This window comes from Anatilimnocola aggregata (assembly GCF_007747655.1).
GTDB classification, from domain to species: domain Bacteria; phylum Planctomycetota; class Planctomycetia; order Pirellulales; family Pirellulaceae; genus Anatilimnocola; species Anatilimnocola aggregata.
Window position 1 is genome coordinate 5,542,585 of the sequence record NZ_CP036274.1, and the last position, 12,722, is coordinate 5,555,306.

General features: G+C 58.4%; 11 protein-coding genes. 2 read left to right on the forward strand and 9 right to left on the reverse strand.

Going from position 1 to position 12,722, the window contains the following annotated elements:
• Positions 1 to 32 precede the first annotated feature (32 nt).
• The 4 genes from dxs to aroC form a co-directional block, all read right to left on the reverse strand.
• Entirely contained in the window at positions 33 to 1,943 is a 1,911-nt protein-coding gene (dxs, locus tag ETAA8_RS20675; RefSeq protein ID WP_145092693.1) for a 1-deoxy-D-xylulose-5-phosphate synthase, read from the reverse strand.
• A 6-nt stretch (positions 1,944 to 1,949) separates the two neighbouring features.
• A complete protein-coding gene (locus ETAA8_RS20680; RefSeq protein WP_145092696.1) occupies positions 1,950 to 2,849 on the reverse strand; it encodes a polyprenyl synthetase family protein in 900 nt (299 codons plus the stop codon).
• Between the two features lie 109 nt (positions 2,850 to 2,958).
• A complete protein-coding gene (locus ETAA8_RS20685; protein ID WP_145092699.1) occupies positions 2,959 to 4,299 on the reverse strand; it encodes a hypothetical protein in 1,341 nt (446 codons plus the stop codon).
• Between the two features lie 88 nt (positions 4,300 to 4,387).
• The gene (gene aroC, locus ETAA8_RS20690) at positions 4,388 to 5,530 is read right to left on the reverse strand and encodes a chorismate synthase (RefSeq protein ID WP_145092702.1); all 1,143 of its coding nucleotides are present in this window, start codon (positions 5,528 to 5,530) and stop codon (positions 4,388 to 4,390) included.
• Positions 5,531 to 5,934: 404 nt separating this feature from the next.
• On the opposite strand from aroC, the gene ETAA8_RS20695 reads away from it, so the two are divergent.
• The gene (locus ETAA8_RS20695) at positions 5,935 to 6,489 is read left to right on the forward strand and encodes a DUF4254 domain-containing protein (protein WP_238397445.1); all 555 of its coding nucleotides are present in this window, start codon (positions 5,935 to 5,937) and stop codon (positions 6,487 to 6,489) included.
• On the opposite strand, the gene ETAA8_RS20700 is transcribed toward ETAA8_RS20695, so the two are convergent.
• From ETAA8_RS20700 to ETAA8_RS20720, 5 genes are all read right to left on the reverse strand, one after another.
• A complete protein-coding gene (locus ETAA8_RS20700) occupies positions 6,486 to 7,109 on the reverse strand; it encodes a phosphoesterase (protein ID WP_145092708.1) in 624 nt (207 codons plus the stop codon). The two genes, ETAA8_RS20695 and ETAA8_RS20700, sit on opposite strands and share 4 nt — an antisense overlap.
• 84 nt (positions 7,110 to 7,193) lie before the next feature.
• Positions 7,194 to 7,640 (reverse strand): hypothetical protein, encoded by a 447-nt coding sequence (locus ETAA8_RS20705; RefSeq protein WP_145092711.1) that lies wholly within the window; start codon positions 7,638 to 7,640, stop codon positions 7,194 to 7,196.
• 192 nt (positions 7,641 to 7,832) lie between these two features.
• Positions 7,833 to 9,665, reverse strand: coding sequence for a phospho-sugar mutase (locus ETAA8_RS20710; protein ID WP_145092714.1), 1,833 nt, complete (start codon positions 9,663 to 9,665; stop codon positions 7,833 to 7,835).
• Positions 9,666 to 9,803: 138 nt separating this feature from the next.
• A complete protein-coding gene (locus ETAA8_RS20715) occupies positions 9,804 to 10,202 on the reverse strand; it encodes a hypothetical protein (RefSeq protein ID WP_145092717.1) in 399 nt (132 codons plus the stop codon).
• On the reverse strand, positions 10,189 to 11,148 hold the full coding sequence (locus ETAA8_RS20720; RefSeq protein ID WP_145092720.1) for a DUF1559 domain-containing protein: 960 nt from the start codon (positions 11,146 to 11,148) through the stop codon (positions 10,189 to 10,191). Before ETAA8_RS20720 ends, ETAA8_RS20715 begins: the two co-directional genes overlap by 14 nt.
• 207 nt (positions 11,149 to 11,355) lie before the next feature.
• On the opposite strand from ETAA8_RS20720, the gene hemL reads away from it, so the two are divergent.
• On the forward strand, positions 11,356 to 12,648 hold the full coding sequence (gene hemL / locus ETAA8_RS20725) for a glutamate-1-semialdehyde 2,1-aminomutase (RefSeq protein WP_145092723.1): 1,293 nt from the start codon (positions 11,356 to 11,358) through the stop codon (positions 12,646 to 12,648).
• Positions 12,649 to 12,722: the final 74 nt, after the last annotated feature.

A 12,722-nucleotide genomic window follows, 5' to 3' on the forward strand; every position in this document is an offset into this window, starting at 1 on the left:
GCGAGCGGTCAGCCGCAAGTTGGCCGCGTCGATTAGGAATTCGCCTGCATGCTGGAAGAGGATTGGCAACGCTCGGTCATGGCACGGCACGCACTGATGATACCCAACTGGTCGAGTCCTAAATCGGCGAGCAACTCCGCGCGCTCGGCATGCTCGACGAACCGATCGGGAATGCCAAGCCGCTTGATGCGGCTGCAATCGAGGCCGAGGTCGGAGGCAGCTTCGAGCACCGCGCTGCCGAAGCCACCCATCAAGCAGCCTTCTTCGACGGTGATGAGGAAGGGGCATTCGCGGAGAGCCCGTTCGAGCAGTTCTCGATCCATGGGCTTGATGAAGCGGGCATTCACGACGCCGATATCCAGGCCATCTTGCCGCATTCGATCCGCAGCCCGCACGCACTCGGTGACCAGGGTGCCGCAGGCGAGAATCAAACCATCGCGGCCCCAGCGCAGGACTTCACTGCGGCCGAGTTCGATGGGGGAGCGCTCGCCGGGCAATGTTTCGGCGTTGGCCTTGGGATAGCGAACGGAAGTAGGAGCGTCGAGCGACAACGCAAAGTCGATCATCCGCTGGGCGTCGTACGTATCGCCCGGGGCCATGCAAACGATGTTCGGGAACACGCGCATGTAAGCGATGTCGTAGGAACCGTGATGCGTCGGGCCATCGGGCCCCGTAAGCCCCGCACGGTCGAGCGTGAACATGACCGGCAAGTTCTGCAGGGCCACTTCTTGAAAGATCTGGTCGTAGCTGCGTTGCAGGAACGTGCTGTAGATATCGACGATTGGCCGCATTCCAGTCTTGGCTTGTCCGCCGGCGAAGGCGACCGCATGCGATTCGCAAATGCCGGTATCGAAGAAGCGCGTGGGGAACTCTTCGCGCACTTTTTCGAGCTTGTTTCCCTGGCACATGGCGGCTGTGAGCACCGTGACGCGACTGTCCCGCCGCATGGCGTTGCCGATCGCTTCGCTAATGAGATTGGTATAAGCGGGTGAGCCACCCGACTTCTTCGGCACCGCGCAGCCGTGATCGTCTTCGAACGCTGGCGGTGTGTGAAAGAATACAGGATCGGCCGCTGCAGGCTGATAGCCGTGGCCTTTCTCGGTGACAACGTGCAGCAAGATCGGACCCTTCAGATCCTTGACCATCTGCAGATATTTCTTGAGGACCACAATGTTGTGGCCGTCGATCGGGCCGAGATAGCGGAAGCCGAGATCCTCGAACATCATGCCGCCGTGCAGGCCAGCCTTCACAGCTTCTTTCATCTGCGCGAGGAAGCGTTCGACCGGATCGCCCAGCAACGGAACCTTGTTCAGTGCCTTCACCACTTCGGACTTGAGTCCGGCATAGAAGGGCGTCGTGCGGAGGCGGTCCATGTAGCTGGCCATGCCACCGACACGCGGACAGATCGACATTTTGTTGTCGTTGAGGATGACGAGCGTGTCGCTCTTCAGCCCACCCGCATTATTGAGCGCTTCGAAAACGATGCCCGAAGGAAACGCGCCGTCGCCAATCACCGCCACCGCGCGACGATCGCCTTCACCGCGCAGATCGTCACCACTCTTCAAGCCGACAACTGTCGATACGCTAGAGCCGGCATGGCCGGTCATGAACAGGTCGTAGTCACTTTCGTGCGGGTTGGGATAACCCATCAGCCCCCCCTTGGTGCGGATGGTGCTGAATTCGTGATAGCGGCCGGTCACGAGCTTGTGCGGATAGATTTGATGCCCAGTGTCCCAGATGAGCCGATCGCGGCGGAAGTCGAAAACGCTATGCAGGGCCAGGGTCAGTTCGACCACGCCCAGGTTCGAGGCGAAATGCGCCGTCCGCGTGCTGAGCAAGTTGCAAAGGACGTCTCGAATCTCGGCTGCGAGCGTAGTGAGCTCCCCGACCGACATTTTGTGTAGGTCATGAGCCGACTCAATCTTAGAAAGCAACTGATGCATGGCTGATTAATGATTCCTTTCTAACACGTAGCGGGCCAGCGCTTCCAGGTGCGCCGCTCGCGGAGCGAAGACCGCCACTGCCTGCCGAGCCTGAGCAATCAAGCTTGTCGCTCGCTCCCGGCTAGCATCCTCGCCGATCAATCCGGGATAGGTCAACTTCCCGGCGTCTGAATCTTTGCGAGTCTTCTTACCCATCTTGCTCTCATCCCCTTGCAAGTCCAAGAGGTCATCCACAATTTGAAACGCTAATCCCAGGCATTGCCCGTACTTATCCAGGCTCTGTAATTGTTCGGTATTCACGCCGGCAATCAAGCCGCCCAGCCGCAGCGAGACCTCAATCATGGCTCCCGTTTTGCGCCGATGGATCCGCTCCAATCCCGCCAAATTCTGGGCCAGATGCTCGGGATGCAGGTCATCCTGCTGTCCGCCGACCAGGTTTCCCGCTCCCGCGGCCACCGCCAATTCCAAAACGCAACGGGCGGCAACTGCCGGAGGCTGAATGTCCTTCGCGATCAGTTCAAACGCCTGGGCGAGCAACGCGTCGCCAGCCAAAATGGCCGTCGCCTCCCCATACGCCACGTGACAGGTCGGCAGACCGCGACGAAGCTCGTCGTTGTCCATCGCCGGCAAGTCGTCATGAATCAGGGAATAGGTGTGAATGAACTCAACCGCACAAGCGGCGGGCAGAGCCGCCTCAGCATCATAACCGCAAGCCTCGCAAGCCATTAACACCAATAGTGGGCGCAATCGTTTGGCCGGAGCGAGCAGGCTATGGCGAATGGCCGCCGCCAAGTGAGACGGGCAATCGTCACCGTAAGTCGTGTAGTCACTTAACTTCTGCTCGACGCGCTGCCGCCAAACTTGGCAATAGGCAGCGAACTCGTCGGCAGATCCAGCAGCGGACATAGCGGGCGGGTTAATTCAGGGGTGAGGTAGTGGTGGGTTTATCTTAACCGAAATGTTACGAGTTGTGGCTGGGGTCGGGCGCGACAGCGGCTGCTACAAAACGGGATGCCTATCTGTAGGGCTGACGAATCACCGGGGCGTCGGGATTACGCGGGGGATTCAGCCGCGTCGGGACGTGCGACCGCGAGATGGTGGCCCCGTTTTGCAACTCGGGAAGAGGCAGGAACCTCGCCAGTGCCTGGGCAGGACGAGCGGCAGGAACCTGCCATTCGCTTTCGGGAACGAGCATGCGCACGAAGCCCAAGGACGTAGCCTGATGCCGGGGTGGAGTTTCCAGGATCGAGCCGGAGCCAGTCGCCAGCAGCACTCCCGCACGAAGCGGATCGGCGCTACCCGATAGTTGCAGGCCGCCGTCGCGCAGATCAAAGCCGAGCGATAACTGGCGATACGAAACGGGGGCTCCGCTGGCGGGCAATGTTTCAGCGACCGGGCAGTGCAGTTGCAAGTGTTCGGTCGCGGCTTGAAGTAGCGACCGGCTGATCCAACCATCGCGGGCTTGGACAGTGCCGCGGATCATTGTCAGCCGATTCTGCTCAAGCGTGGCGTCTTCAATCTTGCAAATTGCCAGTCCGCTCAATTGATGGGCAAATTGCTCGCTGATGAGGGCATCGAGATCGACATGCTCGAACGTGCCGCGCAGCCGGCCCGACGATTGCTCCCCGGCATCGACCAGTTCCAACTGCCCGAGAAAGGTCGCCCCAATGCCCAAGTGCCGCAGGTCTCGCCAACCGGGCGCGGCCAGCGAACAAGGGAGCGGCAACGCGCCGGATTCAAATTGCCAGCGTGTACTCGGCGGCGATGTTTGCCGGTTCCGTTGCACGACGATTCGTCCGCGCGGGGCATTTGGCTCTGCTTCGGGTAACCGGAATTGCAATCCGCCGAGCGGTCCATCCTTGGTCGATTGCCAGGTGCCGTTCAAATCGACGAGCGTCAAGCTTCGCTCGGCATCGCGGAGGGTGATTTCCCGCAGCCAGATTGCGCAAGGCAAGGCATCGGTCGCTGACATCTTCAGCAGGCGTTGCTGCAGCACTTGCATCACTTGCGGCAACTGGGCGGATTCAACCACTGCCTGCCAGCCAATCAATTTCCATTGCTTCTCTTCGCGAATCACTTCGAGCAGGGCGAGCGTGGCAATTGGCACCCCGGTCTCGGGATCGAAGAGAGCAACGTTTTTTAGCTCTGCAGCATTGGGCTGAGAATAATCGAGCGCTTCGCAAGTGACGCGCAATCCCAAACGCTGGCTGAGGACGTGCTCCCACTCCTGCTTTTGAGAAAGCACGACGCCGGCGAAGGAACGATAAGCAATCCACCCGCCGGTCACGCAAGTTGGCAATAGGCAGCACAGCACGAAGCCGAGGCGGCAAACGAATTGTGCTGTGTTACGGTGCATGACGAACGTCCTTGTTCGGTCACTGACTTGAACTGCTTAAAAACGTGGCGGAATCCTCTGAACTCCGGTGAGTTCAGCTACTTTTCAGTTATCTCTCTCGGGCCATCTTGTTGAACAATTCCAAACGAGCCTGCATCTCCACCAGGCTGTCGTTGCCAAACTTCTCGACGAGTGCGCGGGCGATTTCAAAGGCCACGACGTTCTCGACAATCACGCTCGCAGCCGATACCGCGCAAACATCGCTCCGTTCGTATTGAGCACTTTCCGGCTCTTTGGTTTCGAGGTTCACCGAATCCAAAGGCTTGGCCAACGTGCTGATCGGCTTCTTCGCCGCGCGGACTACCAAAGGCTGGCCATTGGTCATGCCCGCTTCGAGTCCGCCGGCATTGTTCGTGGGTCGGCTGTAGCCCAGCGTGGCGGTGTCGCGCGTGGCAGGATCGAAATGAATTGGATCGTGAACTTGCGAGCCGCGCCGGCGGGCCGCTTCAAACCCCAGGCCGATCTCGACACCCTTGATCGCCTGCACGGCCATCACGGCCTGAGCAATCCGGCCATCGAGTTTCAAGTCCCACTGGGCATGCGTTCCCAGGCCGAAGGGCAAACCTTCGACTCGGACCTCGACAATGCCCCCCAGCGTATCGCCGGCCTTGCCAGTCTCGTCGATGAGTGCCTTAACTTCGTCGTCTTTCTCGGGGACCAGCGAATAAACCTCACTTGATTCGCGCCGCTCCAGTCGCTCCGCCAGCGGGGCATCGACCGGATCCAGCTTGATGCCGCCAAGTTCCACGACGTAACCAATCACATCGATCTGAAAGGCAGACAAGAGTTGCCGGGCAAGGGCACCGGCTGCAACTCGGACGGTGGTCTCTCGGGCACTGGCCCGTTCGAGAATTCCCCGGATCGAACCCATGTATTTGATCGCGCCGGTCAGGTCGCCGTGACCTGGCCTTGGCCGCGTTAAGTCGCTGAGACGCTCCAACTTGTAATCTTTATTGACGACCTGCAGAGCGATTGGGCTGCCGAGCGTTTCGCCCTTCCAGATGCCGGATAACACATCGACGGTGTCGGTTTCGATTCGCTGCCGCCCGCCACGTCCATAGCCACCTTGCCGCCGACGCAGTTCCTGGTCGATCACCGCCGTATCGAGTTTCACCCCCGCCGGAAACCCATCGACCAAAGCCACCAAAGCCTTGCCGTGCGATTCACCTGCGGTCCAATAGCGTAAAGTCATGACATCCAAACAGTTGCGAAAGATCGATCCGTCACTCAGCGTCTGCGCAGACCTTCCCCGCGCACAATAAACCGTGACGTGAATTCTAGTTACGCTTCGCAGACACGAACAGGGCGGTTTTCGAGCCCGCAAGCCCGAACCTCGTGGAATATGCCACTTGTTAACTTGTGTTTTTGGTTGCGTAACCGACTAAACGACTGTCTCCCGCCCCTGCGGCAGGATTCAAATTTGGAAAGTGCGACCAAACGCGTAGACAGGCGTTCAGTCGTTTGAGCCATTTCAATTCACGTTGCCAGAATTGGCCTGAATTCTTAGAATCCCGCGCAGAACTAGGATGTTTGCCAGCAACGGAAGTCGAGGCATGGATGCAGAGGATAACGGAAATAACGAAGCTTCATCGGGAAATGATCGTGCGCTGGCACACGAAACCGATCGAAAATCACTACACCGGCTTTCTCGGGCTCGTTTGCCAGCAGCTTACTTATAACTTTCAGCTATGGCACGAAGAAGATATTGCCCGCAGTAAGGACGTGCCCGATTCAACCATTGCGCAGGTCAAGCGCGCCATCGATCGCTACAACCAGCAGCGGAACGATTACATCGAGAAGCTCGACGATTGGATCACTGATCGACTCGAACAACTGCAAGTCACACCCGCGCCTAACGCCACTCAAAATACGGAAACGGCGGGCAGTTCAATCGACCGGCTCGCGATTCTGGCGCTGCGGATTTATCACTTGCAGGAACAGGCCGAGCGTACCGATGCCACTCCCGAGCATCGAGCCAGCGTGGCCGGCAAACTGGGGATTGCTGTCATGCAGCAGCAGGACCTGTCGCGATCTGCGCAGGAATTGATCGACGATATCTTCGCCGGGCGCAAAAAGCACAAGACTTATCGCCAGATGAAGATGTACAACGACCCGACGCTCAATCCGTACTTGTACAAAGCGGCCGGTTAAGACCTGCTCTTGCCAAACAGTGCTTGCAGGCAGATCTGCGACCAGGTTTCAAACCGCGAGGTATCGGCCAGAATCTCGCTCACGGGGACGAAGCCCGTTTCGCAAATATCATCTTCGCGCGGACTAACGCGCGGCTCAGCTACATCGAAGATGTGGACGAGCCCTAAGTGGACCTTTCCCACTTCGGTCAGGTCGTCGTTAATCAAACCAACGAGTTTGGCCTCGTATTGCGTATCGATCTGCACTTCCTCGAGCAGTTCGCGGCGCATGCCCTCTTCGTAGGGGTTCTGGCAGGCGGCGTCGTCCGACGAAATATGCCCGCCGATACCAACGCTGCGCTTGGCATGCAGCCGGCTTTCGCCTTGGCCCTTGCCGCGGGTGTAGCAAAAGAGCGAGACGCTGCCGTCCGTCGCGCGATGGCGGAAGATGACGTACGGAATCAACTGCTTGAAGCTGGGATCCTTCTCCATCTCGGGTCGAGGGCGGTAACTAACGTGCTCTGGCTGAAGAAGCTGCGGCAGATAACGGCTGATGTCGCTCGAAAACCCCTGAAAGTATCCCAACTCATGAAAGACAGCGGTCGGGACAACCAGAATGTGTTCGACAGCAACCAGCGACATCGCAGACTCCTCGCGCGAGCAGAAAACGTTCCTAAAATCTCAGCTAGCAATCATCGTGCAAAAGCTGCAGCGCCGGTAGAGGGGCTAGGCTTCAAGCGGACTGACGTTCCCATCCAGGCCCATGATGAACGACTTCACAATGAGTATTTCTTCATTCGGGCCTTTGTTCGCACTGCTCCATGCTTCGATCACCGCGCGCAAGCGTCGCGCAAAGAAAGTGTGGCACCAAACTTCGGATTGCGCTTCGCTGGGGTCGAATGCCCCTTCAGCACCCAAGAACTCTTTGTAAGCCCCGCAGTCGCGATGCTCCAGCACATAGACTTGCTTGATGTGATGTAACTTATGAGCGAGTTCAAGATGCTTAAGAAATGTTTTATGCCAGCTCTCAAAACCAGTCGCGGGACTAATTGGCCCTTCGGGCCCACCCAACGCGCCGAGCGACGCGCCTGCCATGATGGCGTGATCGTAGGCGTTGGTGAGTTTTTGCAACTCCATCCAGCGTACGGTTTCATCCAGTAGTCGAAGATCCATACAAGTCAACAAGAGCACTGAGCCATCAGCGGCCGTAGCAGCTTTTGCTGGATCTTTTTTTGCGCGCGCCATTTGAGCCTCAATTGCAATCGGGGTGCATGTCAATAATTGAGTCGCATGATAACAATCGTAACGAGCGCCGCAAATCAAATATTGGCGGTGGTTGTTATAAGCGTGCTGCAGGATAGCGACTTACGCTTTCGCCGCAAAGGCTTTGAGGTCAACTTCAAAGGCTTGCATGCGGGCAGCCATTTCTTCCTTGGTGCGGTCAAGGTCAGCAAGCTGTTCGGCGGGGGTGTAGGTGAACATGTAGAACTTCACCTTGGGCTCGGTTCCGCTGGGGCGAACGGCCACGTAGTTTCCTTCTTCGGCCAGGTCGAGAATCACCATGTCTGCTGGTGGAGCGTCGAGCTTTTCGGGCTGGCCGCCGGTGACTGTGCGGGTAAGAGCTTTGTAGTCGCGGACGGCTGCGACCTTGATGCCGCCGAGCGCGGTGGGCGGTGCTGAGCGGAAGTTGCCCATCAGCGATTGCATCTTCGCCATACCCGCCGAACCCGGCATGGTGACGTTGAGCACGCGTTCGCCGTGGTAGCCATGCTGCCAATAGAGCGAGTCGAGCTTTTCGTGGACCGTCTTTTTCTGCTCCTTGCACACGGCAGCCAGTTCGGCCATCAGCATGCAGGCCGCAGCGCCGTCCTTATCGCGGACGTATTGGCCGATAAGAAAGCCGTGCGACTCTTCGGTGCCGAAGAGGAACTTGTCGGGGCCGGAAGCGTCGATTTGCTGGGCAATCCATTTGAAACCGACATGCAGGTTGTTGTAAGTCGTCACACCATAAGAGTCACCAATTCGGCGAATCATCTGCGTGGTGACGAGCGTCGAAACGAGGAAGTTCTCCTTCGTGAGCCCGCCAGTTTTCCTGCGCGATTCGCAAACATAGTCGGCGAGCAACACGCCCAGTTGATTGCCGGTGAACGTAGCCCAAGGAACTTGCTTCAAGTCACCCTTGAGACTTTTCTTCACGGGTGCGGCACAGCCCATGCGATCGCAGTCGGGGTCGGTGGCGAGAATCAGTTCGCCGCCAGATGCGTATGCCCGGGAAATGATCGCGTCGAACACTTCGACATTCTCGGGGTTCGAAACATGGCCGGGAACGTTCGGGAAATCGCCGCTTTGCTCGCGATGGGGGCCATAGACTTCGACGTCTTGAAACCCGTCTCCTTGCAGTACGGGAACAACAGCGGACTCGCCCACGCCATGCAACGGCGAGTAGATGATTTTCAAGTTCCGCGGGCCGGGCGTGCGCTGGGTGAGAACATTAGTCCAGAATGCCTGGTCGACTTCGTCTTTGCAGAAGATCACCTGCCCAGCTTCGACCGCGGCGTTGAAGTCGGTCGTCTTGATTTCGCCGGTGCTCATCACGCGATCGACGATGGCCTTGTCGTGCGGTGGAATCACTTGCGCGCCGCTCGACCAATAGACCTTCACCGCGTTGTCGCTGGGCGGGTTATGGCTGGCGGTGACCATGATGCCGCAGGAGCACTTTTTATAGCGGACCAGAAACGAAAGCTCCGGAGTGCTGCGATAGTCTTCGAGAAAGTAAACCTTGAAGCCGTTGGCGACCATAATGCTGGCGCACAGTTCGGCAAACCGACGGCTGTTGTGCCGCGTGTCGTAAGCGATCGCGCATGAAAGCGAACCAGCGGGCAACTTTTGCTCCAGAACGTAGGTCGCCAGCCCTTGAGCGCTTTCGCCGATCGTCCGGTCGTTGATCACATTGCAGCCGATGGGGTACATCTTGCCGCGACGGCCACCGGTGCCGAAGGGAATGACGGTCCAGAAGGCGTCGTCGAGTTCTTTCCACTTCCCTTCGGTTACATGGCGGGCCGTTTCGGCGGCATATTCCCGATAGCGCGGTTCGGTCAACCAAGTGCGAATATTGGCCGCGGCCGCTGGGGTGACTTTGGCAGCAGCGGCAGCAGCATCGAGTTGAGCGAGAGTAGCGGACAGATCTGGCGCAGCCATGAGCGTGAATCTCTTTTCGCGTGGAGAAACGTGAGGTTGCTCACAGTTTAGAGAGGCAAGCCGCGGGTGGCGAGGGGCGGGTAAAGGCAGAACTGAGAACGCAGAATGCAGAAGGAAAAAGCAATCAAGCCAGTCGATTTATTGCAAATCAAAATCGATGGTCTGCGGCTCGTTGGCTTCGACGGTTCGTTTTTCCTGGCTGGCCGTGTTGAATTTGGCGGGAAGGTCGACAAGTTCCGGAATCTTGGCTCCCATGCCACCTTCGGTGAATTTGCCGGTCTCGCGCGGCGCTGAAATGCGGACGGTCTTTTCACCCGCGGTCAGCTTGACGCTGTACTTGCCATTCTCAATCGGGCAAACGCCAACGTCGCCAGGATTGTCTGCTTCGAATTGAATTTGCCCTTTGGCGATGGGTTCCCCCTGGTGCTTTACCGTGCCAGTCACTTGGTAGAGGCGCGGCCCAAGTGAGCAGCCGGCTGTTGCGACCGCGAAGAGCAAACTGATGAACAGAAAAGATAGCGAGCTACGGATTTCCATCCTGCGAGGCTCCACGATTGCGCCAGGTTGTCAGATCAATGGTGTTGGTGACGAACTGCACCGAGCCATCGCAGTTCGCTGTCATCACTCCGCCGGGATGCGTGCTGCGGGCGGAAAGATTTTTCGGTGTCGAGCCCGTGTCTTTGCCCGATTCCGTCTGGCAGGGCATGCCAATGGAGGCCGCACCCGTGGGATCGGGACACCAATTCACCTGCACATAGTCGGGGACTTTGGTATTCGGGGCGTTGTGAGTGGTGATGCCGGTGTGGTGGCCATACCATTGCAGGCCGCGCAAATCGGTTTGATTTCCCGATGCGGGCTTCTGTCCCTGCCGCACTTCGGCGAGCATCAGCGTGTTGCTCGTGCCGTCAGTGATGCCGGCCAACGAGAACGTAATCATGGAGGGAGAAATTTGTGCTTCTTCGTAACGAAAAGGCGCTTCGTTGTAGGTGACGCCGTTGAACGGCGAGACGCGAAACACCGTCGTATTGCCGAGATTCACCGCGTAGTTCATGTTGGCCATTCGCTGGCCGCCGCTGTTCCAAGTGGAGAACGTGGGGTTATCGCTGGGGCACATGTGCGCCTTGATTCGTATCCGGCAAAGATCGAGATTGGGCTGCGAAGAATAGACCAAACCTTCGGTCCATTTTTCCCACAGCGCGCGTTGCTCGATGAACGGCAGTGTCATCTTGAGCCAACCGCCATGCCCCCAGTGCGAAGCAGCATACGGCAGCTTGCCATGAGTATCGTGATAATTGTGCAGCCCGATCGCGTGCTGCTTGAGGTTGTTGCTGCAAGACATGCGGCGAGCAGCTTCGCGCGCCGCTTGCACGGCCGGCAACAGCAGGGCCACCAATACGCCGATAATGGCAATCACCACGAGTAGTTCAACGAGGGTGAAGCCTCGCGCGCGGGAAGATCGAGAGGGCGAATCATGGGAGAGCATGATTGGCAGCTTTCTTGGATTGTAGTTGTCTGGGCTGGAGCAGCGCTCGGAACGCTGCCCCTTCCCCTTGCCGAGTCACCGCTTCCGTTACAGACTTGACTCATCGGTTCCGTTTTATTCACTGCGAAGGCCGCAAGCTACACCTGTACGGGTGGGGCAAGGCTTTTTGTTTCCCAAGTTTGTTTTAAGCCTCTCCGGAACAATGCCATGCAACGTCCCAACAGCCACGCCATCTTCACCCGTGCGAAAGAGATCATGCCCGGGGGCGTGAATAGTCCTGCGCGAGCCTTTGGAGCAGTTGGCGGTGAGCCCGTGGTGATGGATCGGGCGAGTGGGGCTTATTTGTTCGATGTCGATGGGAATCAGTACATCGACTACATCGGCTCCTGGGGGCCGATGATTCTCGGTCATCAACATCCGGCCGTGGTCGTGGCGGTACGCGCCGCGGTCGAGAAGGCCTTCAGTTTTGGTGCGCCCTCGCCTGGCGAAAACGAACTGTGCGAGTTGATTATCGAGCTCGTGCCGTCGATCGAGATGGTTCGGCTGGTGAGCAGCGGTACCGAAGCCACCATGAGTGCCATTCGGTTGGCGCGGGGTTATACCGGCCGCGATCGAATTATCAAGTTCGCCGGGAACTATCACGGGCACGTCGATAGCCTACTGGTAGCGGCGGGAAGTTCGGCGGCCACGCTGGGGGTGCCGAATTCGCCCGGCGTGACGGCGGGGACAACGCAGGACACGATCATCTGCCGCTACAACGATCCAGCGAATCTGGAAGAGATTTTTGCCGAGCATGGTTCGACAATTGCCGGCGTGATCTTCGAGCCGATCGTCGGCAACATGGGAACCGTCATTCCAACTGCCGAGTTTTTGCAGACGATGCGCGAACTCACCTGGAAACACGGCGCACTGATGATTTGCGACGAGGTGATGACGGGCTTTCGCGTTGCAGTCGGCGGTGCGCAGCAACTGCTCGACTTCACTCCCGACCTGACCACGCTGGGGAAGATTGTTGGCGGTGGCATGCCGATTGGTGCGTACGGAGGCCGCAAGGAGGTCATGCAGCATGTGCTGCCGGCCGGAAAAGTGTTTCAAGCGGGAACGTTGAGCGGCAATCCCCTGGCAACAGCAGCGGGGATCGCAACGCTCAAGCAGTTGCGCGATCAGCCGCCGTACGAGAAACTGGAACAATTGGGCGCGCAATTGGGCGATGGCTTACTAGCTGCAGCGCAAGCGGCGAAGATTCCTGCCTCGCTGACTCGCGTGGGCAGCATGCTCACGCTGTTCTTCAATCCCATGCAGCCGACCGATTGGGATACTGCGAGCCAGAGCGATACCACTCGCTTTGCCCGCTACTTCTGGGGCCTGCTGAATCGCGGCGTCTACATGCCCTGCAGCCAGTACGAAGCCCTCTTCATTTCCGCTGCCCATTCTCCGGCCGATATCCAGGCCACCATCGCCGCCGCCCAGGAAGTATTGGCGGGGTTCGGGGAGAAGTAGCGGCTCGGTTCATCGGTGCCAGAAGTAGAACCTGGCACGCGAACCGCAAGCGGGGGGGGTGTTCAACAAACGGG

What these genes read in the sequence shown, in the direction of transcription:
- ETAA8_RS20710 (WP_145092714.1), bottom strand. Translation starts at nt 9,665, where the DNA reads ATGGCTGCGCCAGATCTGTCCGCTACTCTCGCTCAACTCGATGCTGCT.
- ETAA8_RS20705 (WP_145092711.1), bottom strand. Translation starts at nt 7,640, where the DNA reads ATGGATCTTCGACTACTGGATGAAACCGTACGCTGGATGGAGTTGCAA.
- ETAA8_RS20715 (WP_145092717.1), bottom strand. Translation starts at nt 10,202, where the DNA reads ATGGAAATCCGTAGCTCGCTATCTTTTCTGTTCATCAGTTTGCTCTTC.
- ETAA8_RS20700 (WP_145092708.1), bottom strand. Translation starts at nt 7,109, where the DNA reads ATGTCGCTGGTTGCTGTCGAACACATTCTGGTTGTCCCGACCGCTGTC.
- dxs (WP_145092693.1), bottom strand. Translation starts at nt 1,943, where the DNA reads ATGCATCAGTTGCTTTCTAAGATTGAGTCGGCTCATGACCTACACAAA.
- aroC (WP_145092702.1), bottom strand. Translation starts at nt 5,530, where the DNA reads ATGACTTTACGCTATTGGACCGCAGGTGAATCGCACGGCAAGGCTTTG.
- ETAA8_RS20720 (WP_145092720.1), bottom strand. Translation starts at nt 11,148, where the DNA reads ATGCTCTCCCATGATTCGCCCTCTCGATCTTCCCGCGCGCGAGGCTTC.
- ETAA8_RS20680 (WP_145092696.1), bottom strand. Translation starts at nt 2,849, where the DNA reads ATGTCCGCTGCTGGATCTGCCGACGAGTTCGCTGCCTATTGCCAAGTT.
- hemL (WP_145092723.1), top strand. Translation starts at nt 11,356, where the DNA reads ATGCAACGTCCCAACAGCCACGCCATCTTCACCCGTGCGAAAGAGATC.
- ETAA8_RS20695 (WP_238397445.1), top strand. Translation starts at nt 5,935, where the DNA reads ATGATCGTGCGCTGGCACACGAAACCGATCGAAAATCACTACACCGGC.
- ETAA8_RS20685 (WP_145092699.1), bottom strand. Translation starts at nt 4,299, where the DNA reads ATGCACCGTAACACAGCACAATTCGTTTGCCGCCTCGGCTTCGTGCTG.